This is a genomic window from Halomonas saccharevitans (assembly GCF_032333995.1).
Lineage (GTDB): Bacteria > Pseudomonadota > Gammaproteobacteria > Pseudomonadales > Halomonadaceae > Halomonas > Halomonas saccharevitans.
Window position 1 is genome coordinate 38,537 of the sequence record NZ_JAVXUR010000008.1, and the last position, 24,562, is coordinate 63,098.

31 protein-coding genes are annotated in these 24,562 nt (G+C 66.2%); 8 read left to right on the forward strand and 23 right to left on the reverse strand.

Features of this window, described 5'->3' with window-relative positions:
• Positions 1-4 precede the first annotated feature (4 nt).
• Genes RSO68_RS15390 through RSO68_RS15410 form a run of 5 tightly spaced genes read left to right on the forward strand, consistent with a single transcriptional unit; the run spans position 5 to position 4,755 of the window.
• Positions 5-799, forward strand: coding sequence for an SDR family NAD(P)-dependent oxidoreductase (locus tag RSO68_RS15390; RefSeq protein WP_315587231.1), 795 nt, complete (start codon positions 5-7; stop codon positions 797-799).
• Positions 796-2,187 (forward strand): NAD(P)/FAD-dependent oxidoreductase, encoded by a 1,392-nt coding sequence (locus RSO68_RS15395; protein ID WP_315587232.1) that lies wholly within the window; start codon positions 796-798, stop codon positions 2,185-2,187. Before RSO68_RS15390 ends, RSO68_RS15395 begins: the two co-directional genes overlap by 4 nt.
• Positions 2,184-2,963, forward strand: a complete 780-nt coding sequence (locus RSO68_RS15400; protein WP_089848200.1) for a DUF1365 domain-containing protein — start codon at positions 2,184-2,186, stop codon at positions 2,961-2,963. The genes RSO68_RS15395 and RSO68_RS15400 overlap by 4 nt, the downstream gene beginning before the upstream one ends.
• Entirely contained in the window at positions 2,960-4,228 is a 1,269-nt protein-coding gene (locus RSO68_RS15405; protein WP_315587233.1) for a cyclopropane-fatty-acyl-phospholipid synthase family protein, read from the forward strand. Before RSO68_RS15400 ends, RSO68_RS15405 begins: the two co-directional genes overlap by 4 nt.
• 8 nt (positions 4,229-4,236) lie before the next feature.
• Complete coding sequence (locus RSO68_RS15410; protein WP_315587234.1) at positions 4,237-4,755, forward strand: DUF2878 domain-containing protein; 519 nt, start codon at positions 4,237-4,239, stop codon at positions 4,753-4,755.
• Here RSO68_RS15410 and RSO68_RS15415 read toward each other — a convergent pair.
• Positions 4,705-6,573: a putative bifunctional diguanylate cyclase/phosphodiesterase gene (locus RSO68_RS15415; protein WP_089848202.1), complete on the reverse strand. Its 1,869-nt coding sequence runs from the start codon at positions 6,571-6,573 to the stop codon at positions 4,705-4,707. The two genes, RSO68_RS15410 and RSO68_RS15415, sit on opposite strands and share 51 nt — an antisense overlap.
• Before the next feature lie 329 nt (positions 6,574-6,902).
• Here RSO68_RS15415 and fabA point away from each other — a divergent pair, with 329 nt between their 5' ends.
• Together fabA and fabB are read left to right on the forward strand one after the other, a co-directional pair.
• Complete coding sequence (gene fabA / locus RSO68_RS15420; RefSeq protein ID WP_089848204.1) at positions 6,903-7,418, forward strand: 3-hydroxyacyl-[acyl-carrier-protein] dehydratase FabA; 516 nt, start codon at positions 6,903-6,905, stop codon at positions 7,416-7,418.
• 13 nt (positions 7,419-7,431) lie between these two features.
• Positions 7,432-8,649, forward strand: coding sequence for a beta-ketoacyl-ACP synthase I (fabB, locus tag RSO68_RS15425; RefSeq protein ID WP_315587235.1), 1,218 nt, complete (start codon positions 7,432-7,434; stop codon positions 8,647-8,649).
• Between the two features lie 117 nt (positions 8,650-8,766).
• Here the strand turns inward: fabB and RSO68_RS15430 are convergent, their stop codons facing one another.
• The 4 genes from RSO68_RS15430 to RSO68_RS15445 form a co-directional block, all read right to left on the reverse strand.
• Positions 8,767-9,519 (reverse strand): lysophospholipid acyltransferase family protein, encoded by a 753-nt coding sequence (locus RSO68_RS15430; RefSeq protein WP_089848208.1) that lies wholly within the window; start codon positions 9,517-9,519, stop codon positions 8,767-8,769.
• Complete coding sequence (locus RSO68_RS15435) at positions 9,516-10,391, reverse strand: sugar nucleotide-binding protein (RefSeq protein WP_315587236.1); 876 nt, start codon at positions 10,389-10,391, stop codon at positions 9,516-9,518. The genes RSO68_RS15430 and RSO68_RS15435 overlap by 4 nt, the downstream gene beginning before the upstream one ends.
• Positions 10,392-10,415: 24 nt before the next feature.
• On the reverse strand, positions 10,416-11,057 hold the full coding sequence (ssb, locus tag RSO68_RS15440; protein ID WP_315587237.1) for a single-stranded DNA-binding protein: 642 nt from the start codon (positions 11,055-11,057) through the stop codon (positions 10,416-10,418).
• Between the two features lie 80 nt (positions 11,058-11,137).
• Positions 11,138-12,532 (reverse strand): MFS transporter, encoded by a 1,395-nt coding sequence (locus tag RSO68_RS15445; RefSeq protein ID WP_315587238.1) that lies wholly within the window; start codon positions 12,530-12,532, stop codon positions 11,138-11,140.
• Positions 12,533-12,692: 160 nt separating this feature from the next.
• Between RSO68_RS15445 and uvrA the strand changes: the two genes are divergently transcribed.
• Positions 12,693-15,548 (forward strand): excinuclease ABC subunit UvrA, encoded by a 2,856-nt coding sequence (gene uvrA, locus RSO68_RS15450; protein ID WP_089848214.1) that lies wholly within the window; start codon positions 12,693-12,695, stop codon positions 15,546-15,548.
• Between the two features lie 143 nt (positions 15,549-15,691).
• Here uvrA and rplQ read toward each other — a convergent pair whose 3' ends face one another.
• The 18 genes from rplQ to rpsQ all read right to left on the reverse strand — a co-directional run bounded on the left by rplQ (position 15,692) and on the right by rpsQ (position 24,562).
• On the reverse strand, positions 15,692-16,075 hold the full coding sequence (gene rplQ / locus RSO68_RS15455) for a 50S ribosomal protein L17 (RefSeq protein ID WP_315587239.1): 384 nt from the start codon (positions 16,073-16,075) through the stop codon (positions 15,692-15,694).
• A gap of 39 nt (positions 16,076-16,114) precedes the next feature.
• Positions 16,115-17,113 (reverse strand): DNA-directed RNA polymerase subunit alpha, encoded by a 999-nt coding sequence (locus tag RSO68_RS15460; RefSeq protein WP_315587240.1) that lies wholly within the window; start codon positions 17,111-17,113, stop codon positions 16,115-16,117.
• An 83-nt stretch (positions 17,114-17,196) separates the two neighbouring features.
• On the reverse strand, positions 17,197-17,817 hold the full coding sequence (rpsD, locus tag RSO68_RS15465; protein WP_089848224.1) for a 30S ribosomal protein S4: 621 nt from the start codon (positions 17,815-17,817) through the stop codon (positions 17,197-17,199).
• Between the two features lie 12 nt (positions 17,818-17,829).
• A complete protein-coding gene (gene rpsK / locus RSO68_RS15470; protein WP_013331014.1) occupies positions 17,830-18,216 on the reverse strand; it encodes a 30S ribosomal protein S11 in 387 nt (128 codons plus the stop codon).
• Between the two features lie 39 nt (positions 18,217-18,255).
• Positions 18,256-18,612, reverse strand: a complete 357-nt coding sequence (gene rpsM / locus RSO68_RS15475) for a 30S ribosomal protein S13 (protein WP_089848226.1) — start codon at positions 18,610-18,612, stop codon at positions 18,256-18,258.
• A 124-nt stretch (positions 18,613-18,736) separates the two neighbouring features.
• Positions 18,737-18,850, reverse strand: coding sequence for a 50S ribosomal protein L36 (gene rpmJ / locus RSO68_RS15480; protein WP_008959154.1), 114 nt, complete (start codon positions 18,848-18,850; stop codon positions 18,737-18,739).
• Between the two features lie 29 nt (positions 18,851-18,879).
• On the reverse strand, positions 18,880-20,211 hold the full coding sequence (gene secY, locus RSO68_RS15485; protein ID WP_089848228.1) for a preprotein translocase subunit SecY: 1,332 nt from the start codon (positions 20,209-20,211) through the stop codon (positions 18,880-18,882).
• Complete coding sequence (rplO, locus tag RSO68_RS15490) at positions 20,212-20,646, reverse strand: 50S ribosomal protein L15 (RefSeq protein ID WP_138181607.1); 435 nt, start codon at positions 20,644-20,646, stop codon at positions 20,212-20,214.
• A gap of 3 nt (positions 20,647-20,649) precedes the next feature.
• A complete protein-coding gene (gene rpmD, locus RSO68_RS15495) occupies positions 20,650-20,832 on the reverse strand; it encodes a 50S ribosomal protein L30 (protein ID WP_089848235.1) in 183 nt (60 codons plus the stop codon).
• 5 nt (positions 20,833-20,837) lie between these two features.
• A complete protein-coding gene (gene rpsE, locus RSO68_RS15500) occupies positions 20,838-21,338 on the reverse strand; it encodes a 30S ribosomal protein S5 (protein ID WP_089848236.1) in 501 nt (166 codons plus the stop codon).
• A gap of 11 nt (positions 21,339-21,349) precedes the next feature.
• Positions 21,350-21,700, reverse strand: coding sequence for a 50S ribosomal protein L18 (gene rplR, locus RSO68_RS15505; protein ID WP_089848238.1), 351 nt, complete (start codon positions 21,698-21,700; stop codon positions 21,350-21,352).
• A gap of 9 nt (positions 21,701-21,709) precedes the next feature.
• Complete coding sequence (gene rplF / locus RSO68_RS15510; protein WP_089848239.1) at positions 21,710-22,240, reverse strand: 50S ribosomal protein L6; 531 nt, start codon at positions 22,238-22,240, stop codon at positions 21,710-21,712.
• Positions 22,241-22,249: 9 nt separating this feature from the next.
• Positions 22,250-22,642: a 30S ribosomal protein S8 gene (gene rpsH / locus RSO68_RS15515; RefSeq protein ID WP_089848240.1), complete on the reverse strand. Its 393-nt coding sequence runs from the start codon at positions 22,640-22,642 to the stop codon at positions 22,250-22,252.
• Between the two features lie 32 nt (positions 22,643-22,674).
• Positions 22,675-22,980, reverse strand: a complete 306-nt coding sequence (gene rpsN, locus RSO68_RS15520; RefSeq protein ID WP_089848241.1) for a 30S ribosomal protein S14 — start codon at positions 22,978-22,980, stop codon at positions 22,675-22,677.
• Between the two features lie 10 nt (positions 22,981-22,990).
• Positions 22,991-23,530, reverse strand: a complete 540-nt coding sequence (gene rplE, locus RSO68_RS15525; protein ID WP_089848242.1) for a 50S ribosomal protein L5 — start codon at positions 23,528-23,530, stop codon at positions 22,991-22,993.
• An 18-nt stretch (positions 23,531-23,548) separates the two neighbouring features.
• Positions 23,549-23,863 carry a 50S ribosomal protein L24 gene (rplX, locus tag RSO68_RS15530; protein WP_089848243.1) on the reverse strand — a complete coding sequence of 105 codons (315 nt, stop codon included), beginning with the start codon at positions 23,861-23,863 and terminating at the stop codon, positions 23,549-23,551.
• A gap of 14 nt (positions 23,864-23,877) precedes the next feature.
• A complete protein-coding gene (rplN, locus tag RSO68_RS15535; protein ID WP_089848244.1) occupies positions 23,878-24,249 on the reverse strand; it encodes a 50S ribosomal protein L14 in 372 nt (123 codons plus the stop codon).
• A 52-nt stretch (positions 24,250-24,301) separates the two neighbouring features.
• The gene (rpsQ, locus tag RSO68_RS15540; protein WP_071943809.1) at positions 24,302-24,562 is read right to left on the reverse strand and encodes a 30S ribosomal protein S17; all 261 of its coding nucleotides are present in this window, start codon (positions 24,560-24,562) and stop codon (positions 24,302-24,304) included.

Genomic DNA, 24,562 nt, shown 5'->3' on the forward strand with positions numbered 1-24,562 from the left:
GCGCATGACCAACGCGAGCGACACACAGCGCATCTGGCTGACGGGGGCCACCTCGGGCATCGGCCGCGCCCTCGCCGAGCGCCTGCTCGAGCAGGGGCACCGGGTGGCACTCAGCGCGCGCAGCGAGTCGGCTCTGGCCGAGCTTTGCGAGGGCCATGACAACGCCCTGCCGCTGCCCCTGGACGTGGCCGATCGCCAGGCCGTCGAGCGAGCCGGTGAGCGCCTGGCCGAGGCCTTCGGCGGCCTGGACCTGGCGATCCTCAACGCCGGCACCTGCGAATATCTGGACGCCGGCGACTTCGAGGTCGATCTCGTCGAGCGCGTCTTCGCCCCCAACTTCTTCGGCGCCGTCTACTGCACCGACGCGGCCCTGCCGTTGATGCGCCGCGCCCGCTCGGAGGGCGGCCATCCGCTGCTGGCCGCCACCTCCAGCGCCGCGGCCTATCTGCCGCTGCCCCGGGCCGAGGCCTACGGGGCCTCGAAGGCGGCGCTGAGCCACTTCATGGAGTCGCTGCGCCTGGACCTGGCCGGCGAGGGCATCGGGGTCAGCCTGATCCATCCCGGCTTCGTGAAGACGCCGCTCACCGACCGCAACGACTTCGACATGCCCATGCGCATCTCCACCGACGCCGCCGCCGAGGCGATCCTCACCGGTCTGGAGCGCCGCCGCCTGGATATTCACTTCCCGCGCCGCTTCACGCTGCTGGTGCGGCTGATGGGTATCCTGCCCCCCGGCCTGCGCCACCGTCTGGGCCTGCGCATGACCCGTCAGGCATCGCCCATGGAGGCCCGCCGATGAACGCGCCAATCCGTCCTCCTCATGACGCCGCCCAGCGGAGCGCCGCCCGACGGAGTGCCGCCCAGCGGGGTGCCGTCCAACGCATCGCCGTGATCGGCAGCGGCATCGGCGGCATGGCGGCCGCCTGGTACCTGTCGAGCCACCACGAGGTCACGCTCTTCGAGGCCGAGGACCGCCTCGGCGGCCACACCGCGACCATCGACGTCTCGCTCGACGGCCGAGACTACGCCATCGATACCGGTTTCATCGTCTTCAACGACTGGACCTATCCACACTTCCAGCGGCTGCTGGCGCGCCTCGGGGTCGCCGCCCAGCCCACCGAGATGAGCTTCTCGGTACACGAAACGGCCCGCGACTTCGAATACAACGGCCACACCCTGGCGAGCCTCTTCGCCCAGCGGGGCAACCTGCTGCGCCCCCGCTTCTACCGGCTGCTGCGCAACATCCTGCGCTTCAACCGCGAGGCCACCCAGGCGCTGGAGGGGGGGCGGCTGGACCCGGCCATGACGCTGGGCACCTGGCTCGACGCCGGCGGCTACGACGACGATTTCCAGCAGCGCTACCTGCTGCCCATGGGGGCGGCCATCTGGTCGGCGAGCATCAGCGACCTGCGCGACTTTCCGCTGCTGTTCTTCGTGCGCTTCTTCCGCCATCACGGCCTGCTGTCGGTCAACGACCGTCCCCAGTGGTACACCCTGATCGGCGGTTCGCGCGCCTACATCCCCGCCCTGACCGCCCCCTACGCCGAGCGCATCCGGCTTTCGACCCCGGTGCGCGGCATTCGCCGCCATGCCGACCGGGTTGAGGTGCGAAGCGATGCTGGCGTGGAGTCCTTCGATCAGGTGGTGCTGGCCTGCCACGCCGACCAGGCCCTGGAAATGCTCGACGACGCCAGCGCCGCCGAGCGCGAGATCCTCGGCGCCATGCCCTACCGGGACAACGAGGTGGTACTGCACACCGACACCCGCCTGCTGCCGCGTCGGCCGCGCGCCTGGGCGAGCTGGAACTACCGGCTCGACGGCCGCGGCGATGACGCTCGCGTCTCGGTCACCTACGACATGAACATCCTGCAGCGCATCACGGCCCCACACACCTTCTGCGTGACCCTGAACGACAGCGCCGCCATCGACCCCGCCAAGGTGCTGGGCCGCTTCACCTACGCCCACCCCCAGTTCACCCTGGCCGGCCAGGCGGCCCAGGCTCGCCATGGCGAGATCTCGGGCCCCGTTCAGCGCACCCACTACTGCGGCGCCTACTGGCGCAACGGCTTCCACGAGGACGGCGTCTGGAGCGCCCTGCGGGTCGCCCGAGACCTGGGCTGCGACGAACAGGGCCCGGGCGAGCGCCTGGTCAGCCGATCGAAGACGGCCGAGGAGAGCGCGGCATGAGGCGAACACCGCGCTCGCGGATCTACCGGGGCAGCCTGCGCCATCGACGCTTCCTGCCCCGCCCCCACGCCTTCAGCTATGACCTGTGGATGGCCTGGCTCGACCTGGACGAGATGCCTGAACTGTTCGACGGCGTGCCCGCCTTCAGCGCGCGGCGACCGGCCCTGGCGCGCTTTCGCCGCCACGACTACCTCGGCCCCCACGACCGCCCGCTGAAGCAGGCCGTGCGCGAGGAGCTCGAGCGCCAGCTCGGCAGCGCCCCGGACGGTCGCATCTGCGTGCTGACCCAGCTGCGCACCCTGGGACTCGGCTTCAATCCCGTCTCGCTCTACTACGCCTTCGATGCCCGCGGCGAGCTGCGCGCCCTGCTCGGCGAAGTGAGCAACACGCCCTGGGGCGAGCGCACCCGCTATGCCTGCGCCGTGGAGCCCAGGCGCCATGGCCACACCGCCGAATTCGACAAGGCCATGCACGTGTCACCCTTCAACCCCATGAACATGAGCTATCGCTGGCGCTTCGATACGCCCGGCGAGTCGCTGACGATGCACATGGAGAACTGGAAGGAGGGCCAGCGCCACTTCGACGCCACCCTGACCCTACAGGGCCGCCCGGCGACCCGCGGCGTGCTGCTCGCCACCCTGGCGCGCCAGCCCTGGATGAGCCTGAAGACGCTGGCCGGCATCCACTTCGAGGCGCTACGGCTATGGCTGAAGCGCATTCCGGTCCATGACCACCCCGGACAAGACCCCCCTTCCCGTGAGGAGAGCTCGCCGTGAACACGCTTCGCTCCGCCACCGCCCGTCCCCTGACCGCCGAGGGTGATCGCCTGACTCGCTGGCTCAAGCCGCGGGTCGTGGCTCAGCTCGACCGCCTGGAGGGCGGCACTATCATCCTGACCGACGGTCACCAGCGTCATCGCCTGGGCCAGGGCGGCGCGCTGCGCGTGACGCTGGTGGTGCGCCATCACCGCGCCTGGAAGCGCCTGGCCCTGGGCGGCACCGTAGGCGCCGCCGAGGCCTACATGGACGGCGACTGGGACGCCGACGACCCGGTGGCCCTGGTGCGGCTGTTCGCCGCCAACCTCGAGCGGGTCAACGGCGAGATGGAGAACGGCACCGCACGGCTCGGCCGCTGGCTGCTGGGCGGGCTCTACCGCCTGCAGCGCAACAGCCTGAGCGGCTCGAAGCGCAATATCGCCGCCCACTACGATATCGGCAACGCGCTCTTCTCCACCTTCCTCGACCGCGACCACCGCATGTATTCCAGCGCGGTCTTCCCCCACGCCGAGGCGAGCCTCGAGGAGGCCTCCACCCACAAGCTCGACCTGATGCTCGAGAAGCTCGACGTCCAGGCCCACCACCACCTGCTGGAGATCGGCACCGGCTGGGGCGGGCTCGCCATCCACGCGGCCAAGACCCGCGGCTGCCGGGTCACCACCACCACCATCTCCGCGGAGCAGCACGCCTTCACCGCCAAACGCATCGAGGAGGAGGGGCTCGGCGATCGCATCACCCTGCTGCAGCAGGACTATCGCAAGCTCGAGGGGCGCTTTGACCGGCTGATCTCGGTGGAGATGATCGAGGCGGTGGGCCATCAGTACCTCGGCACCTACCTGGCGACGCTGGATCGCCTGCTTACCGACGACGGCCAGGCGATGCTGCAGGCGATCACCATCCGCGACCAGCGTTACGAGGAGGCCAAGCGCGAGATGGACTTCATCAAGCGCTACATCTTCCCCGGGGGCTTTTTGCCCTCGCATCGCGCCATCCTCGACGGCGTGACCCGCCACACCTCGCTCAACCTGACCGACCTGGACGAGATCGGCCTGCACTACGCCCGCACCCTGCGCGAGTGGCGCCACCGCTTCGAGGCGAGCCTCGAGACCGTGCGCAAGCTCGGCTACGACGAGCGCTTCATCCGCATGTGGCGCTACTACCTCTGCTACTGCGAGGGCGGCTTCATGGAACGCAGCATCGGCACCTGCCAGCTGCTGCTGGCCAAGCCCGGCGCCCGGCCGGCACCGCTGACGGGGGACCTGTGAGACTCAACTTGCCCGAGGGCACCGGCCGGCTGCTGTTCAACCTGGCCGCCTTCCAGGCAGGCTGGTTCGCCTGCGTGATGGGCGGCTCGCTGGTCGGGCTGCTGGTCGTGGGGCTGATCGTCACGCTGCATCTGGCCTGGCTGGGTCGCCCCGGGGAGTGGCGCTGGCTGGCGGCATTCGCCGCGCTGGGGCTCACAGTCGACGGCATGCTGGTGCTGGCCGGCGGCTTCGCGTTCCCCGACGGCACGTTCGCCATCGCCGGCATGCCGCCCTGGCTGTGGCTGCTCTGGCCGCTGTTCGCCACCCTGATTCATCACTCGCTGGCCTGGCTCTGGCAGCTTCCCTGGCTCGCCGTGCTCGGCGGCGCCACCAGCGGCCCGCTCTCCTACTATGCCGGCGCGCGACTCGCCGGCGTCGAGCTGGCCCCCTGGCTGCTGCCCGTCGAGGCGCTGGCCTGGGCGCTGATCTGCCTGACGCTAAGCCGTCGCCTCGGCCACTCGCTGGCCTTGGGTGAACGACCCCGCTGAGGCCTGCGCCTGCCACTCGGCCTCCAGCCGCGCCGCCGGCTGGGGCCTTGCATAGAAGAATCCCTGCACCTCGGCGCAGCCCTGAGCCAGCAGAAAGTCGCGCTGCGGCTCGGTCTCCACGCCCTCCGCCACGACCTCAAGTCCCAGCCCTTCGGCCATGGCCAGGACAGCACAGACGATGGCGGCATCGGCGCGATCATCAGGCAGCGCGCGGATGAAGGCGCGATCGAGCTTTAGCTTGTCCAGCGGCAGGTGCTTGAGGTAGCCCAGCGACGAGTAGCCGGTACCGAAATCATCGATGGCCACGCGATGACCCTGGCCGCGCAGCCGCTCCAGCCGCGGAGCGATGTCGCCGGCCCGCTCGTCGAGCAGCACCGATTCGGTCAGCTCCAGCCCCAGCAGACGCGCCGGCACCCGATGACGGGCGAGCCCGGAGGCGAGCGCCGTCTCCAGGTCGCCCTGGAACAGCTGCATGGCCGAGATATTGATCCACACCACCGCCTCCGGCAGACCCTTGCGCTGCCAGTGGGCCAGCTGAGCCAACGCCTGGTCGATCACCCAGTCGCCGAGGGTCGACATCAGGCCGTGGCGCTCGGCCAGCGGGATGAAGTCGCCGGGCGAGATCATGCCGTCCCGAGGATGACGCCAGCGCAGCAGGGCCTCCAGCCCCACCAGGCGATCGTCCGCCAGCCGGTACTGGGGCTGGTAGTGCAGCTCCAGCTGACCGCCGACCGCCAGCGCATTGCGCAGGTCGTTGAGCAGGCCCAGCTGCGGACTGGCCTGGACGTCGAGGGCAGGCCGGAAGCGCTGGCTGTGGTTGCGGCCGTTGCGCTTGGCGCTGAACAGCGCCGATTCCAGCCGCTGGAAGAGCTCGCCGGACTCCCGGCCATCCTCCGGGCAGCGGCAGCTGCCGATGGTCAGGCCCAGCCGCAGGCTGTGCCGGTCGATCTCGAAGGGCTGACCGAGATGCTCCTGCAGCCCCTTGATCCAGCGATCGTGGTCGTTGTGGGTGGTGACGCGGATCACCATGAACTCGTCACCGCCCAGTCGCCCGACCACGCCGCCGGCCACGTGCCGAGCCAGCCGCTGCCCGAAGCGCGCGAGCAGTCGATCGCCGAGTTCCACCCCGAGGCCGTCGTTGATCTCCTTGAAGCCGTCGATGTCGATCAGCGCCATGTCGAGGCTCTCGCCCGCCCGCAGATGGCGCAGCCGCGAGGCCAGCAGGTCGTTCAGCCGCCGACGGTTGGGCAGGCCGGTCAGCGGATCCTCGAAGCCGATGCGCTGCAGATCGCGCTCACGGGCCTTGTGGACGGAGATATCGGTGAACAGGCAGACATGGTGGGTGATGCGGCCCGTTTCGTCCGCGACGACCCGGGCCCGCAGCCATTCGGGATACTCGTCGCCCTGCTTGCGCCGGCTCCATATTTCCCCTTCCCAGCGGCCGGTGCTGTGCAGGACCTGCCAGTAGTGCTCGTAGAACGCCTTGTCGTGGCGCGGGGCCGACAGGGAACTGGCGACGCGGCCGCGCACCTCCTCGAGGGTATAGCCGGTGATGCGGGTGAAGGCCGGGTTGACGGCCTGAATACGGTTGGCGGCATCGGTGATGATGACGCCCTCGTCCGAGAGCGAGAGCGCCTCCTCCCCCAGGCGTGAGCGCTGGTGCTCCAGGCGCACCTGGCGCCAGGCATCCAGCAGTCCGAGCGCTACCAGCACGGCCGCGGCCAGGCGCAGCGGAACGCCGGGCAGCCAGATGCTGGCCGAGAAGGCCGAGAGGGCCATCCAGGCCATCGGTCGGTTGAGGGAGAAGGCTGGCCACATGGGCTGACGCTCACTTAGTGGATGGAGTGACGCCGCGGCACGCACCGGGGCTGTGAAAGGGTTATCGGCCGTCCTGGCGGGAGCTGAACCCCTCCTCGACGGGCGATTTTCCCGGGCCGGCGGCGATCGCCACGCGCCTCGTCCGCACGAGCTCGCGCCGCGCGGCTCGCTGCAAGGTCGGCCGCGCGTGGCACCGCCTCTGGCTCGAGAGCGGCCTGGCGACCCGCTCGGCGTGCATTCATCGAGTGTGGACAGTAGACTAGGCACAGCCGCCCGGCGGCCCCAGGCCGCTTTCGGCAGACCATGATCCCGACACTCGGAACGATTCAGTGACCAAGCAACACTCCTTTGATCGCGAAGAACTGCTGGCCTGCTCGCGCGGCGAGCTGTTCGGTCCGGGCAATGCGCAATTGCCGGCCCCCAACATGCTGATGCTCGATCGCATCATGCACATCCACGAGGAAGGCGGGGATCACGGCAAGGGCGAGTTGATCGCCGAGCTGGATATCCGCCCCGACCTGTGGTTCTTCGACTGCCACTTCCCCGGTGACCCGGTGATGCCCGGCTGCCTGGGCCTGGACGCCATGTGGCAGCTGGTCGGCTTCTACCTGGGTTGGCTCGGCCACCCCGGTCGCGGCCGCGCCCTGGGCTGCGGCGAGGTCAAGTTCTCCGGCCAGATCCTGCCCGAGGCCGAGAAAGTCACCTACCGCATCAATATCAAACGCATCATCACCCGGCGTTTGATCCTGGGCATTGCCGACGGCACCGTGTGCGTCGACGGCCGCGACATCTATCAGGCCAACGACCTCCGCGTCGGCCTGTTCACCTCCACCGCGAATTTCTGAACAGGAGGCTCCCATGCGACGAGTGGTAGTCACCGGCCTGGGCATCGTGTCCTGCCTGGGCAACGACGCACAGCAGGTTCTGGAGGCGCTCAGGAACGGGCGCTCGGGCATTCGCTTCAAGGAAGAGTATGCCGAGCGCGGCTTCCGCAGCCAGGTAGCCGGCAGCGTCGACATCGACCTGGACGCCCTGATCGACCGCAAGCTGCGCCGCTTCATGGGCGATGCCGCGGCCTACGCCTACGTCTCCATGGCTCAGGCCATCGAGGATGCCGGCCTCACGCCGGAACAGGTCTCCAGCGAGCGCACCGGCCTGATCGCCGGCTCCGGCGGCGCATCCAGCGCCAACCAGGTCGAAGCCGCCGACGTCATGCGCGAGAAGGGCCTGCGCCGCGTGGGTCCCTATCGGGTCACCCGCACCATGGGCAGCACCGTCTCGGCCTGCCTGGCAACACCGTTCAAGATCAAGGGCGTCAACTACTCGATCTCCTCGGCCTGCGCTACCTCGGCCCACTGCATCGGCAGTGCCGTCGAGCAGATCCAGCTGGGCAAGCAGGACGTGGTGTTCGCCGGCGGCGGCGAGGAAGAGCACTGGACCCTATCCTGCCTCTTCGATGCCATGGGCGCACTGTCGACCCACTACAACGAGACGCCGGACAAGGCCTCGCGCCCCTATGACCAGGCCCGCGACGGCTTCGTCATCGCCGGCGGCGGCGGCATGCTGGTGCTCGAGGACCTGGAGCACGCCCGCGCCCGTGGTGCCAAGATCTACGCCGAGGTCGTCGGCTACGGTGCCACCTCCGACGGCCACGATATGGTCGCCCCGTCCGGCGAGGGCGCGGCGCGCTGCATGCGTCAGGCCATGGCCACGGTCGACGGCGACATCTACTACGTCAACACCCACGGCACCTCCACCCCGGTGGGCGATGTCGCGGAGCTGAAGGCGATCCGCGAGGTGTTCGGCGACCGGACGCCGGCGATGAGCTCGACCAAGTCGCTGACCGGTCACTCGCTGGGCGCCACCGGCGTGCAGGAGGCGATCTACTCGCTGCTGATGATGGAGAACGACTTCATCACCGCCTCGGCCAACATCGAGCACCTGGACGAGCAGGCGGCCGGCTTCGACATCGTTACCGAACGCCGCGATGGTGTGGCGGTCGAGCGCGTGCTGTCCAACAGCTTCGGCTTCGGCGGCACCAACGCCTGCCTGGTGCTGGAGAAGTTCAAGGACTGAGCTCAGTCACTGATCCAGCGCGGCACATCGATCGACGCAAGAACGCAAGAAGGCGCCCCGAGGGGCGCCTTCTTGCGTTGACCATGCTTGCATTGGCCACGAGGGGTCGAGACCGGCTCAGGCCGGGCGCTTCACCGGCTCGGCCGTCTCGGGCCGCGGCACCTCGGAGATCTCGGCCAGGCGCGCCTCGATCCAGGCCTCCGCCTCGGCCATCACCTCTTCCGCCGTGCGCCCCTCGGTCTCGATCGGCGGACCGACCTCCAGGGTCAGCCGTCCCGGCTTCTTGACCCAGTGACGACCCGGCCAGCGCTCTCCGGCGTTGTGGGCCACCGGCACCACCGGCATCCCGGCGCGACAGGCGATCACCGCGCCGCTCTTGTTGTAGCGCACGCGCGTCCCCGGCGAAACCCGGGTGCCCTCGGGGAAGATCAGCACCGAGAGCCCCGACTCGAGGCGCGCCTTGCCCTGAGTGAGTACTTGCTTCATCGCTCTGGCCGGTCGCGAGCGGTCCAGGGCGATGGGGTGCAGCAGGCGCAGCGCCCAGCCGAAGATCGGGATGTTCAAAAGCTCGCGCTTGAGTACCGTGCAGACCGGCGGATGCAGCAGCTGAAGGTAGACCGTCTCCCACTCGGACTGATGGTTGGAGAGGATCACGCAGGGGCCGTCCGGCAGGCGCTCATGGCCGCGAAACTCATAGCGCACGCCGCAGATCAGGCGGAACCAGGCGATGATGAAGTGGTTGTAGAGGTTGAGCAGCCGGTAGCGGGACTGCAGCGGCAGGAAGGGGGCCGGGGGCAGGAAGAGCACCCCGCAGACCAGCATGGCCAGGACATAGCCGACATAGAAGATCAGGCTGCGGATCACATTCATTGCGGCGTGGACTCCTCGGCCCTGACCAGGCACCAGGCATCCAGCATGCGGCCGACCTCCAGGCGCCAGGGCTTTTGATGGACGCCGAACACGTCCAGCACCCGCCGGCAGTTCAGCACCCGGCGCAGCGGCTGGTCGTGGTGATGCTTGAGCGCCTTGGCGTTGCCCAGCGCGACCCGCTCGCCGCGCCCCTCGAGGCGCGTATCGAGCTGGGTGCGCACCATCGAGACGAAGGTGAAGGCGCTCACCGGCTCGGTGCCGGCCAGGTGATAGCTGCCCCAGGCGTCGGCGCTGCAGTGCTGCTGCTGGAGCATGCCGATCAGCGCCATGGCCACGGCATCCGCCGAGGTCGGGCAGAAGATCACGTCGGACTCGGCGCGCACCTCACCGCCCTCGATGAAGGTATCGAGCAGCTCGCCGAGCCAGGCATGACTGCCCTCCAGGGCGAACAGCGGCCCCAGACGCACGATCAGATGGTGCGGCAGCTCGGCGCGGATCCGATCACCGGTGCGCACCAGCCGCCGCAGGCCGTCGTCCCGGGGCTCGGGGATCACGTGCTCGTCGATGGGAACGTCGAAGCCGTCCTCGTAGAGCTGGTCGGAGACGCACCACACCAGCGGGATGCCCGCCTCGCGACAGGTCTCCATGCAGGCCTCGACCGCCTCGGCGTGGGCCGTGACGGCCGCCGGCTCGGCGCTGAGCGGCCGCGACAGCGGCGGGATCACCAGCGCATCCGGGCGCAGCGTCTCGAGCCGCGTCGGCGTGGTCTGCAACGCCGGCTCGATGGTGAGCTCGGTATCGCTGCGCCGGTTGGCCTCGCGGGCCATCGCCAGGCTCAGGCAGTGGCCGGCCTCCAGAATCAGCAGCTTCACGACATCTCCTCGGCTAACGCTCGCTTAGAACGGGATCTCGTCGTCGAAATCATCGAAGCTGCCCGGATCCGGGGCGCCGTAGTTGCCGCCCTGCTGGGGCGGTGCCGGCTGCGGGGCCGGACGCTGGGGATGACCGCCACCGTACTGGCCGCCCTGCTGGGGCGGCTGCTGACCGCCGCCGAAATTGCCACCCTGCTGGGGGGGCTGGCCGCCGCCGTACTGACCGCCCTGCTGCGGGGGCTGACCACCGCCGTACTGACCGCCCTGCTGCGGGGGTCGACCGCCGCCCTGCTGGCCGCCGCCGAAGCCGCCGCCCTGGCCGCCGTCACCGCGACCGTCGAGCATCTGCATGTCGTTGGCGACGATCTCGGTGCTGTACTTGTCCTGGCCGTTCTGGTCCTGCCACTTGCGGGTCTGCAGGCGGCCCTCGATGTAGACCTTGCTGCCCTTCTTGAGGTACTGCTGGGCGATCTCGGCGGTCTTGTTGAACAGCACGATCCGGTGCCACTCGGTGCGCTCCTGGCGCTGGCCGCTCTGCTTGTCCATCCAGGTGTCGCTGGTGGCCAGGTTGAGGTTGGCCACGGCAGTGCCGGAGGGCGTGAAGCGCACTTCCGGGTCCTGGCCGAGGTTGCCGATGAGGATGACCTTGTTGATGCCACGGGCCATGGGGAACTCCTTGCTGTCATGAAATGCGTTATACGACGATCGAGCGGCACCCAGGGCGCCCTTACCGGATCATACGCGGCTCAAGCGCCGCTGTGGGGATTACCGGAGCCGGTGAGGCGCGCCAGGGCCTGCTCGTCGAGGCGCTGCCGGTCGACCTTCAGATAGGCCAGGCGCTCCTCGGGAACGACCAGCACGTCCTCCACCCCGGCCACGTCGGCGAAGCGCGCCATCAGCGTCTCCAGGGCGTCATCCTGTTCGTTGTCGTCGAGCGCCACCACCTCGCTGGAGAGATGGCGGGGAGGTGTCATGCCGGCCATCGCCGCCAGCCAGGCCAGGCCCAGCAGGCCGCAGCCGATGAAGACCGCGGAGAGCCCCCACTGCTGGGCTAGCCAGCCGCCGAGCACCCCGCCGAGGAAGGCGCCCAGGAACTGGCTGGTGGAGTAGACGCCCATGGCGGTGCCCTTGGCGCCGGCCGGGGCCAGCTTGCTGAGCATCGAGGGCAGGGTCGCCTCGAGCAGGTTGAAGGCGATGAAGAACAGCAGCAGCCAGCCGAACAGCGCCCAGACACCCTCGCCGAGGCCCGCCAGCCCGAACAGGCTCAGGGTGATGCCGGTGATCGCGGAGAGACACATGGCCTTCATGCGGCGCTGTTTCTCGGCGACGATCACCAGCGGCACCATGGCCACGAAGGCCAGCAGCATGACGCCGAGATAGGTCAGGCCGTGCTGCTCGACGGCGATTCCCGCCTCTACCAGCCGGAAGGGCACGGCGACGAAGATCGCCATCAGCACCAGGTGCAGGGCGAAGATCGAGAGATCCATGCGCCACAGGTCACTGCGCGCCAGGATGCCGCGCAGCTGCTCGCGGTCCATGCCCACGTCGCGGTGACGCACGCGACGCGGCGCCGGCGGCACCAGCTTCCACAGTACCGCCATGCCCAGCAGCCCCAGGGCGGCGGTGAACCAGAAGACGCCCGACAGACCATAATCCGCGGCGATCCAGGGCCCCAGCACCATGGCCACGGCGAAGGCCACGCCGATGGAGAGCCCGATGGTGGCCATGGCGGCGGTGCGTACCTCCTCGCGGGTCTGGTCGGCGAGCAGCGCCATGATGGCCGCGGCCACGGCACCGCTGCCCTGCAGGCAGCGCCCCAGGATCACCACGCCGATGGAGTCGGCCTGGGCGGCCACCAGGCTGCCGAGCATGAACAGCAGCAGCCCGACGGCGATCACCGGCTTGCGCCCCAGGCGGTCGGAGAGCAGCCCGAAGGGGATCTGCAGCACCGCCTGGGTGAGGCCATAGATGCCCAGCGCCAGGCCGACCAGCAGCGGCGTGGCCCCCGCGAGGTCGTCGGCATACAGGGCCAGCACCGGCAGCACCATGAACAGCCCGAGCATGCGCGTGGCGTAGAGCCCGGCCAGCCCGGTGATGGCTCGACGCTCGGTGGCTAACAGCAGTCCTGAGACCTTTCGCATAGCGATTAGAACTTCCGTGGGCGGACCCTGGGGGCCCGGAGATGGACCGCATATTCTAGCGGCTCGCCACCCCCCAGGGAAAGCCGAGGACGGCGGCGCTTTGCCGCCGGTGCGGCCCGCCCCGTATAATCGAGGTTTTGCCGCGTCCGGCGAGGTGCGAATGGACACAATTCTGGTCAGGGGTGCGCGCACCCACAACCTGAAGAACATCGACGTCGAACTGCCCCGCGACAGGCTGATCGTGGTCACCGGGCTTTCCGGTTCGGGCAAGTCGTCGCTGGCCTTCGACACCCTCTATGCCGAGGGCCAGCGCCGCTACGTGGAGTCCCTCTCCACCTACGCGCGCCAGTTCCTGTCGATGATGGAGAAGCCCGACGTCGATCACATCGAGGGGCTGTCGCCGGCGATCTCCATCGAGCAGAAGTCCACCTCGCACAACCCGCGCTCCACCGTGGGCACCATCACCGAGATCTACGACTACCTGCGCCTGCTGTTCGCCCGGGCCGGCACGCCGCGCTGCCCCGAGCACGGCGAGGACCTCGAGGCGCAGACCGTGTCGCAGATGGTCGACCAGGTGCTGACCCTGCCCGAGGGCAGCAAACTGATGCTGCTGGCCCCGGTGGTCAAGGGGCGCAAGGGCGAACACCTGCAGCTGCTGGCAGAACTGCGCGCCCAGGGCTTCGTCCGCGCCATGGTCGACGGCCAGGTGCTGGAGCTCGACGACATCGCCCCGCTGGACAAGAACAAGAAGCACGACATCAGCGTGGTGGTCGACCGCATCAAGGTCCGCGAGGGGCTCCAGCAGCGCCTGGCGGAATCCTTCGAGACGGCGCTCAACCTCGCCGACGGCACCGCCATGATCCACTTCATGGACGGCGAGGCGGAGGACCTCGCCTTCTCGGCACGCTTCGCCTGCCCGGTATGCGGCTACTCCATCGCCGAGCTCGAGCCGCGCATGTTCTCCTTCAACAACCCCGCCGGCGCCTGCCCGACCTGCGACGGCCTGGGCGTGCAGCAGTTCTTCGATCCCGACAAGCTGATCAGCCACCCCGAACTCTCCCTGGCCGAGGGCGTGATCAAGGGCTGGGACCGGCGCAGCGTCTACTACTTCAACCAGCTGCAGGCCGTCGCCGACCACTATCGCTTCACCCTTGAGACGCCCTGGCAGGACCTGGCCCGCCATGAGCGCGAGGTCATCCTCCACGGCAGCGGCAGCGACGACATCGCCTTCCACTACGTCAACGACCGCGGCCGCAAGGTCACCCGCGAGCACCCTTTCGAGGGCGTGCTGCCCAACATGCAGCGCCGCTATCGCGAGACTGAGTCGAGCATGGTGCGCGAGGATCTGGCCCGCCACATCGCCGTGCAGCCCTGCCCGACCTGCCACGGCTCGCGGCTGCGCCGCGAATCGCGGCACGTCTACATCGACGACAACACCCTGCCGCAGCTCGTCCGGCTGCCCATTGGCGAGGCGCTGGCCTACTTCGGCCAGCTCAGCCTGCCGGGGCGACGCGGCGAGATCGCCGTGAAGATCGTCAACGAGATCCACGCGCGCCTGGAGTTCCTGGTCAACGTCGGGCTCGACTACCTGAATCTCGAGCGCAGCGCCGAGACGCTCTCCGGCGGCGAGGCCCAGCGCATCCGCCTGGCCAGCCAGATCGGTGCCGGCCTGGTCGGGGTGATGTACATCCTCGACGAACCCTCCATCGGCCTGCACCAGCGCGACAACGACCGCCTGCTGCAGACCCTGGAGCGGCTGCGCGACCTGGGCAACACCGTCATCGTGGTCGAGCACGACGAGGATGCCATCCGCGCCGCCGACCACGTGCTCGACATCGGCCCCGGGGCCGGCGTCCACGGTGGGCAGATCGTCGCCCAGGGCACCCCCCAGGACATCATGGCGACGCCCGATTCGCTCACCGGCCAGTACCTGTGCGGAAGCCGGCGTATCGAGGTGCCGCCGTGGCGCATTCCTGGCAATCCCGAGAAGGTGGTGCGCCTCTCCGGCGCGCGGGGCAACAACCTCCAGGAGGTCACCCTGACGCTTCCGCTGGGGCTTTTCGTCTGCATCACCGGCGTCTCGGGCTCCGGCAAGTCGACGCTGATCAACGCCACCCTGATGCCCATCGCCGCCCGCGAGCTCAATCGCGCCACGTCGCTGAGCCCGGCGGATCACGATCGCCTCGAGGGCCTCGAGCATCTCGACAAGGTGATCGACATCGACCAGAGCCCCATCGGGCGCACGCCGCGCTCGAACCCGGCCACCTACACCGGCATCTTCACGCCGATCCGCGAGCTGTTCGCCGGCACCCAGGAGGCGCGCTCCCGGGGCTACAAGCCCGGCCGCTTCTCCTTCAACGTCAAGGGCGGTCGCTGCGAGGCGTGCCAGGGCGAGGGCATGATCAAGGTGGAGATGCACTTTCTGCCGGATATCTACGTGCCCTGCGACGTCTGCAAGGGCAAGCGCTACAACCGCGAGACCCTGGAGATCGCCTACAAGGGCAAGAGCATCCATGAGGTGCTGGAGATGACCGTCGAGGAGGCGCTGGCGTTCTTCTCGCCGGTGCCGGCCATCGCGCGGCGCCTGCAGACCCTGCTCGACGTCGGGCTCTCCTACATCCGCCTGGGCCAGAGTGCCACCACGCTCTCCGGCGGCGAGGCCCAGCGGGTCAAGCTGGCCCGCGAGCTGGCCAAGCGCGATACCGGCAAGACGCTCTACATCCTCGACGAGCCGACCACCGGCCTGCACTTCGAGGACATCCGCCAGCTGCTCACGGTGCTGCACCGCCTGCGCGATCACGGCAACACCATCGTGGTGATCGAGCACAACCTGGACGTGATCAAGACCGCGGACTGGCTGATCGACCTCGGCCCCGAGGGCGGCTCCGGCGGCGGGCGGATCGTCGCCGAGGGCACGCCGGAGCAGGTGGCGCGCCACGAGGCGTCACACACGGGACGCTTCCTGAAGCCGCTGCTCGAACGCAGCAAGGCCGGCGACGACACCGTCCCGGCCTGATCCCATGACCCGGCGCGGCCGCCTCGATCGGAGGCTATCGCGCCGAGCCCCTGCCACTACTCAGCCATACGTCAGGCACAAAAAAACCGGCTCCCTGGGGGAGCCGGTTTGGGTCTCGGGACGTAAAGGTCACCGGTCGAGGATCACTCCTCGACGGCTTCCTCGACGACCGGACGGTCGACCAGTTCGACGAAGGCCATGGGGGCGTTGTCGCCGGTGCGGAAGCCGCACTTGAGGATACGGACGTAACCGCCCGGACGCTCGGCGTAACGCGGACCCAGCTCGTTGAAGAGCTTGCCGACCGTTTCCTTGGAGCGGGTACGGCTGAAGGCCAGACGACGGTTGGCGACGCTGTCCTGCTTGGCCAGGGTGATCAGCGGCTCGATGACGCGACGCAGCTCCTTGGCCTTGGGCAGGGTTGTCTTGATCACTTCGTGCTCGACCAGCGAGACAGACATGTTCTTGAACATGGCCTGACGATGCGTGCTGGTACGATTCAGGTGACGACCACTCTTACGATGACGCATGGTTGTGATTCCTTACCAAACTGGGACTCGAGTCGAGGCTCACGCGGAGGCCTTGTCGTCCTTCAGGCTAGCGGGCGGCCAGTTTTCCAGCCGCATGCCCAGAGAAAGCCCGCGGGCGGCCAACACGTCCTTGATCTCATTCAGGGACTTCTTGCCGAGATTGGGGGTCTTCAGCAGCTCCACCTCGGTGCGCTGGATCAGATCCCCGATGTAGTAGATGTTCTCGGCCTTCAGGCAGTTGGCGCTGCGAACGGTCAACTCGAGATCGTCTACGGGGCGCAGCAGGATCGGATCGATATGATCCTCTTCCTCCACCACTTCCTGTTCCTTGTCGGCTTCCAGGTCGACGAACGCGGCCAGCTGCTCTTGCAGGATGGTAGCGCTGCGACGGATCGCCTCTTCCGGATCCAGGGTGCCGTCAGTTTCCAGGTTGATGATCAGCTTATCGAGGTCGGTGCGCTGTTCGACGCGCGCGGCCTCGACCGAGTAGGAAACCCGACGCACAGGGCTGAAGGTAGCATCCAGCTGCAGGCGACCGATGGCGCGGGACTCGTCGTCGGCGTCGCCACGAGCGTCCGCGGGCTCATAGCCGCGGCCGCGAGCGACCTTGAGCTGCATCTTCAGCTCGGATCCCTCGTTGACGTGGGCGATGACATGCTCGGGGTTGACGATCTCGACGTCATGGTCGAGCGCGATATCCCCTGCCGTCACGACGGCCGGCCCCTGCTTGTTCAGCGAGAGCACTGCCTCGTCGCGGCTATGCATCCGGAGCGCCACGTCCTTGAGGTTCAGGAGGATTTCGATGACATCTTCCTGGACGCCCTCGATCGCGCTGTACTCATGCTCGACGCCGGCGATCTCGGCTTCCACCACGGCACAGCCGGGCATGGACGAGAGCAGGATGCGACGCAGGGCATTCCCCAGCGTGTGGCCGAAGCCACGCTCGAAAGGCTCGAGCACGATCTTGGCGTGGTGTGCGCTGATCTCTTCGACCTTGATGTCACGAGGACGGAGAAACTCTGTCACTGAACGCTGCATATGAACACCTATCAGGCTGCCAAACGGATTGTCGGTACTCCAGGTCGCCCCCGCGGACGGGGACGACACGACGCGGGCGCCGCTTACTTGGAGTACAGCTCGACGATCAGGTTTTCGTTGATGTCGGCAGACAGGTCACCGCGTTCAGGCAGGGCCTTGAAAGTGCCTTCCATCTTCTTGGCATCGGTCTCGACCCACACCACGTCGCCGCGGTTGGCGGCGATGGCCAGGGAAGTCTGGATGCGCGCCTGGTTCTTCGCCTTCTCACGGACGGAGACCACGTCACCCGGCTTGACCTGGTAGGACGCCACGTTGACGGTTTTGCCGTTGACGGAGATCGCCTTGTGGCTGACCAGCTGACGTGACTCCGAGCGCGTGGAGCCGAAGCCCATGCGGTAGACGACGTTATCCAGTCGGGATTCGAGAAGCTGCAGCAACAACTCGCCGGTCGCGCCCTTCAGACGGGCCGCTTCCTTATAGTAGTTGCGGAACTGCTTCTCGAGTACGCCGTACATGCGACGTACTTTCTGCTTCTCGCGAAGCTGCAAGCCGTAGTCGGAAAGACGCTGACGGCGCTGGCCGTGCACACCCGGAATCTGCTCGGATTTGCACTTCTTCTCGAAGGGAGTGACACCGCTCTTGAGGAAGAGATCGGTCCCCTCACGACGAGACAGTTTGCACTTCGGTCCAATGTAACGAGCCATGAATCTGTCTCCTTAAACGCGGCGTTTCTTCGGCGGACGGCAGCCATTGTGCGGAATGGGCGTCGCGTCGGTGATGCTTTGCACGCGGAAGCCGGCGGCATTGAGCGCGCGCACGGCAGATTCACGGCCAGGACCGGGGCCCTTGACCAGCACGTCGACGTTTTTCACACCATACTCGGCTGCAGCGGTCGCTGCACGTTCGCTTGCCACTTGAGCAGCGAACGGGGTGCTCTTGCGAGAACCACGAAAACCCGAACCACCGGCAGTCGCCCAGGAAAGGGCGTTGCCCTGGCGGTCTGTGATCGTAATGATCGTGTTGTTAAAAGAGGCATGGATATGCGCAACGGCATCCACGACCTGCTTTTTAACCTTTTTACGGTTGCTACGCGGGTTAGCCATGTTGATGTCTATTCCTGTCTTTACGCCAGAACGTGCGTGTTATTTGCGGATCGGCTTGCGCGGGCCCTTACGGGTACGCGCATTGGTCTTGGTACGCTGACCACGCAGCGGAAGACCACGACGATGACGCAGACCACGATAGCAACCCAGGTCCATGAGACGCTTGATGTTCAGCGTCACATCACGACGAAGGTCACCTTCCACGGTGTACTTGCCGACTTCAGAGCGCAGGGTATCCAGATCTTCACTGGACAGCTCCTGGATCTTGATGGTCGGCGCGATGCCGGTCGCGGCACAGATCTCCTGCGCGCGAGTACGGCCAATCCCGAAGATATAGGTCAGCGAGATCGCCGCATGCTTGTTGTCCGGGATATTGACGCCTGCAATACGGGCCATCAGCTTACTCCGAAATTTGAGCGGCTTGCTCGATTAATCATCTACAAAAGGCGCAACAGCATACCCCTTTCCTCGCCTGAGGACAAGGGGCATGCCGGCACCCGGTTCAGTGCAGCGTCGGGTATTAACCCTGGCGCTGCTTGTGCCGCGGCTCGCTGCAGATGACGCGCACGGCGCCATTGCGACGAATGATCTTGCAGTTGCGGCACATTTTCTTCACGGAAGCTCGAACTTTCATCGTTCTCTCCAAATCGCCAGCGGCGCGCCTCAGCGCATGATGCCGCCGCTACCGTAGCCTTTCAGGTTGGACTTCTTCATCACCGACTCGTACTGATTCGACATGAGGTGCGACTGCACCTGGGCCATGAAGTCCATGATGACCACTACCACGATCAGCAGCGAAGTGCCGCCGAAGAAGAACGGCACGTTCCAGGCCACGATCAGGAACTGGGGCATCAGGGAAACCGCAGTGATGTAAAGCGCGCCGAACAGGGTCAAGCGGGTCATGACCTTGTCGATGTAGCGAGCGGTCTGCTCGCCGGGGCGGATGCCCGGCAGGAAGGCCCCTGACTTCTTGAGGTTGTCAGCGACATCCTTGGGGTTGAAGACCAGCGCTGTGTAAAAGAAGCAGAAGAATACCACCGCCGCGGCGAAAAGCAAGATGTAGAGCGGCTGTCCCGGACCGAGGGCCTGGGACGCGCTCTGCAGCCATTCCATGCCATCGCCGGCACCGACCCACTGTCCGAGCGAGGCCGGGAACAGCAGGATGCTCGAGGCAAAGATCGCCGGAATCACGCCCGCCATGTTGACCTTGAGTGGCAGATAGCTGCTCTGGCCGGCATACATCTTGTTGCCTACCTGGCGACGCGGGTAGTTCACGGTGAGGCGACGCTGGCCGCGCTCGATGAACACCACGAAGGCCACGGTGGCGATGCCCAGCACGGTCAGGGCCAGCAGCGGCAGGACGTTCCAGGCACCCTCGTTGCGGGCCAGCTCGAAGGCCTGCCCCACGGCGCCCGGAAGGCCGGCGACGATCCCCGAGAAGATCAGCAGCGAGATACCATTGCCGATACCCTTCTCGGTGATCTGCTCACCCAGCCACATCAGGAACACCGCCCCGGTGACGAAGGTCACGATGGCGGTGAAGTAGAAGCTGAAGTCGGCCGAGTAGGCGATCCCCTGGCTGGCGAGACCCACCGACATGCCGGTGGCCTGCACCAGGGCCAGCAGTACCGTACCGTAGCGGGTGTACTGGCTGATCTTACGACGGCCGGCCTCACCCTCCTTCTTCAGCTGCTCGAGCTGAGGCGAGACCGCTGTCATCAGCTGCATGATGATCGACGCCGAGATGTAGGGCATGATGCCCAGCGCCATGATACTCATGCGCTCCAGGGCACCGCCCGAGAACATGTTGAACATGCCCAGGATGGTGCCCTGCTGCTCCCTGAACAAGGCAGCAAGCTGGTCAGGATTGATACCGGGAACGGGGATGTGGGCACCGATACGGTAGACCACGATGGCGAGGAGCACGAAGCGCAGACGCGCCCAGAGTTCACCCAGACCGCTACCCATCGCCGGCATGTTTCCTGACTTAGCCATTTAGTCCTCTACCTTGCCGCCGGCGGCTTCGATCGCGGCACGGGCACCCTTGGTGACCTTGAGACCGCGGACCGTGACCGCCTTGTTCAGTTCGCCGGAAAGGATCACCTTGGCATGCTTGGTGGCATCCTTGAGCACGTTGGCTTCCTTGAGGGTGTCCAGGGTGACGTCGTCACCCGCGACCCGGGCCAGTTCGGCCAGGCGGACTTCCTCGGAAACCAGCGACTTCGCGGAGGTGAAGCCGAACTTCGGCAGGCGCCGCTGCAGCGGCATCTGACCGCCCTCGAAACCGGGCTTCACGCTGCCGCCGCTGCGCGACTTCAGGCCCTTGTGGCCACGGCCACCGGTCTTGCCCAGACCGGAGCCGATGCCACGACCGACGCGCTTCTCGGCGTGCTTGGAGCCCGGTGCCGGGCTCAGGCTATTGAGTTTCATGGATTACTCTCCCTCAACACGCACAAGGTAGTTGACCTTGTGGATCATGCCGCGCACGGCAGGGGTGTCTTCCAGCTCAACCGTGTGACCGATGCGACGCAGGCCGAGGCCCTTCATGGTGGCCTTGTGCTTGGCCAGTACGCCGATGGTGCTGCGGTTCTGGGTAACCTTGATCGTTGCTGACATGGTGTTTACCCCGTGATCGCTTCGACAGGCAGACCGCGCTTGGCGGCTACGTCTTCCGGCGACTGCAGGGAGGCCAGACCGTTAACGGTCGCCCGCACCACGTTCACCGGGTTGGTGGAGCCGTAGCACTTGGCCAGGACGTTATGCACGCCAGCCAGCTCGAGCACGGAGCGCATGGCACCGCCGGCGATGATCCCGGTACCGTCGGAGGCCGGCTGCATGTACACCTTGGAGGCGCCGTGACGGGCCTTGACCGGGTACTGCAGGGTGCCACCGGTGAGGTTCACCTTGACCATGTTGCGGCGCGCCTGGTCCATGGCCTTCTGGATCGCGACCGGCACTTCACGTGCCTTGCCGCGGCCGAAGCCCACACGACCGTTACCGTCACCCACGACGGTCAGGGCGGTGAAACCGAAGATTCGGCCACCCTTGACCACCTTGGCGACACGGTTGATCTGCACGAGCTTTTCCTGCAGATCGCCGTTTTGCTGTTCGTTCTTCGCCATCGTAAAACCCTTTAGAATTCCAGGCCGCCTTCACGAGCGGCGTCAGCCAAGGCCTTCACACGACCGTGGTACTTGAAGCCGGCACGATCGAAAGCCACCTGGGTGATGCCAGCCTGCTTGGCACGTTCGGCAATCAGCGCGCCCACTTTGGAGGCGGCGTCGGCGTTGCCGGTCGCACCCTCGCGCAGGGCCTTGTCCAGCGTGGAAGCGCTGGCGAGGACCTTGCCACCATCCGGCGAGATGATCTGCGCGTAGATGTGGCGGGGGGTACGATTGACGCACAGGCGATACACGCCCAGCTCGCGGATCTTGGCGCGAGCACGGCGGGCACGACGGAGACGAGATTCTTTCTTCGCGTTCATAACCCTGCCTTACTTCTTCTTGGCTTCTTTGCGACGCACCTGCTCGTCGGCGTACCGGACACCCTTGCCCTTGTAGGGCTCGGGCGGACGGAAGGCGCGGATTTCCGCAGCACACTGGCCGAGGGCCTGCTTGTCCGCGCTCTTCAGCACGATGACGGTGTTCTTCGGCGTTTCCGCCGTGACACCTTCAGGCAGGGTGTAGTCGACCGGGTGCGAGAAGCCCAGTGTAAGATTGAGCGTCTGGCCCTTGGCCTGGGCACGATAACCGACGCCGATGATTTCGAGGGTCTTGGTAAAGCCCTCGCTGACACCGGTGACCAGGTTCTGAACCAGGGCACGGGTGGTACCGACCATTGCCCAGCTCTTCGCGCTTTCGCTCGGCTGGAAGGTCAGCTGTCCCTCTTCCTGACCGATCACCACATCGTGGTGAACGGTCATGGACAGGGTGCCCTGGCTGCCCTTGACGGACAGCTGGTCACCGTCGAGCTTGATCTCGACGCCTGCGGGCAGTTTGACCGGATATTTGGCTACGCGGGACATTCCAAACTCCTAGAATACGGTGCAGATGACTTCGCCACCGACACCCGCCTGACGAGCCGCGCGATCCGTCATCACCCCATTGGAGGTAGTGACGATGGCGACGCCCAGACCTTCGGCGACCTTCGGCAGCGCGTCCTTGCCCTTGTACTGGCGCAGGGACGGCTTGGAAACCCGCTGCAGGTGCTCGATGACCGGCTTACCCTCGAAGTACTTGAGGGTCACGGTCAGTTCGGGCTTGGCGGACTCGCTGACGGCGAAATCGCCGATGTAGCCCTCTTCCTTCAGCACGCGGGCCACCTCGACCTTCAGCTTGGAGGACGGCATGGAAACCGTCTCCTTGGTGGCCATCTGCGCATTGCGGATACGGGTGAACATATCCGCCAGAGTGTCTTGCATGCTCATTTACGTTGCGCTCCTGATGATTCTACGTGGCGTTACCAGCTGGACTTCTTGAGTCCGGGCACATCGCCACGCATGGCGGCTTCACGCAGCTTGTTGCGGCCGAGGCCGAACTTGTTGTAGTAGCCGTGCGGACGGCCGGTGATACGGCAGCGGTTGCGCTGACGCACCGGGCTGGAGTCACGCGGCAACTGCTGCAGCTTGAGCTGCGCGTCGAAGCGCTCTTCGTCAGAAGCGTTCACGTCCTGGATAAGCGCCTTGAGCTCAGCGCGCTTGGCGGCATACTTCGCCACCAGCTTGGTGCGCTTCGCCTCACGCTCTACCATGCTTTTCTTTGCCATGATCCCACCCTTATTTCTTGAACGGGAAGTTCAGCGCGCCGAGCAGCGCACGACCTTCTTCATCGGTGTTGGCTGTGGTGGTGATGGTGACATCCAGACCACGGATCCGATCGATCTTATCATACTCGATCTCCGGGAAGATGATCTGCTCACGCACCCCCATGGAGTAGTTGCCACGACCGTCGAAGGACTTCGGGTTGAGACCACGGAAGTCACGCACGCGGGGGATCGCGATGTTCACCAGGCGATCGAGGAAGTCCCACATGCGCTCGGAGCGCAGGGTCACCTTGATCCCGATCGGCCAGCCTTCGCGCACCTTGAAGCCCGCGATGGACTTGCGTGCCTTGGTCACCAGCGGCTTCTGACCGGAGAGCTTCTCCAGGTCGCCGATGGCGTTGTCGATCAGCTTCTTGTCGCTGGTCGCCTCGCCGATCCCCATGTTCAGTGTCACCTTGGTGACCCGGGGTACCTGCATCACGTTGGCGTAGCTGAACTGCTCTTGGAGTTTAGCCACCACCTCGTTCTGATAACGTTCTTTCAAGTTCGCCATTTTGCTATCCGACTCGCGTTAGCCGTCGATCTGCGACTGCGTCGACTTGTAGATACGTACCTTGGTACCGTCTTCCTGAACCTGGAAGCCGACGCGATCCGCCTTGCCGGTCTCCTGGTTGAAGATGGCCACGTTGGACGCGTGAATCGATGCCTCGCGCTCGACGATACCGCCCTGGTTGCCCGCCATCGGGTTGGGCTTGGTGTGACGCTTGATCATGTTCACACCGGACACCACGAAACGGTTTTCGAGAACCCGCTTCACGGTGCCACGCTTGCCCTTGTCCTTGCCGGCGATGACGATGACTTCATCGTCACGTTTGATCTTTTGCATATCCGCCTCGCTCCTTACAGCACTTCAGGCGCCAAGGAAATGATCTTCATGAACTTCTCGTTGCGAAGCTCACGCGTCACCGGCCCGAAGATACGGGTACCGATCGGCTGATCGTTGGTGTTGTTCAACAACACAGCCGCATTTCCATCGAAGCGGATCAGCGAACCGTCGTTACGACGGACGCCACTACGGGTGCGAACCACCACCGCTTTGAGGACCTGGCCCTTCTTGACCTTGCCACGCGGAATGGCTTCCTTCACCGTGACCTTGATGACGTCGCCGACGTGCGCGTAGCGGCGGTGAGAACCGCCCAGCACCTTGATGCACTGCACCCGGCGCGCTCCGCTGTTGTCGGCGACATCCAGCATTGTCTGAGTCTGAATCATCGGTTTTCTCCAAACCTAATCTGACTGCACTGGATTAACCGGCGTGAGCCGATCAACCCTTGGCCTGTTCGACGACTTCGATCAGGGTCCAGGACTTGTTCTTCGACAACGGACGGCACTCCTGAATGGAAACCGTGTCGCCGGCCTTGGCCTGGTTCGACTCGTCGTGGGCGTGCAGCTTGGTGGAGCGCTTGACATATTTGCCGTAGATCGGGTGGCGCTCACGACGCTCGATCATGACAACGATGGACTTGTCCATCTTGTCGCTCACCACCTTGCCGGTGAGCGTACGGGCTTTCTTCTCTTCGACCAT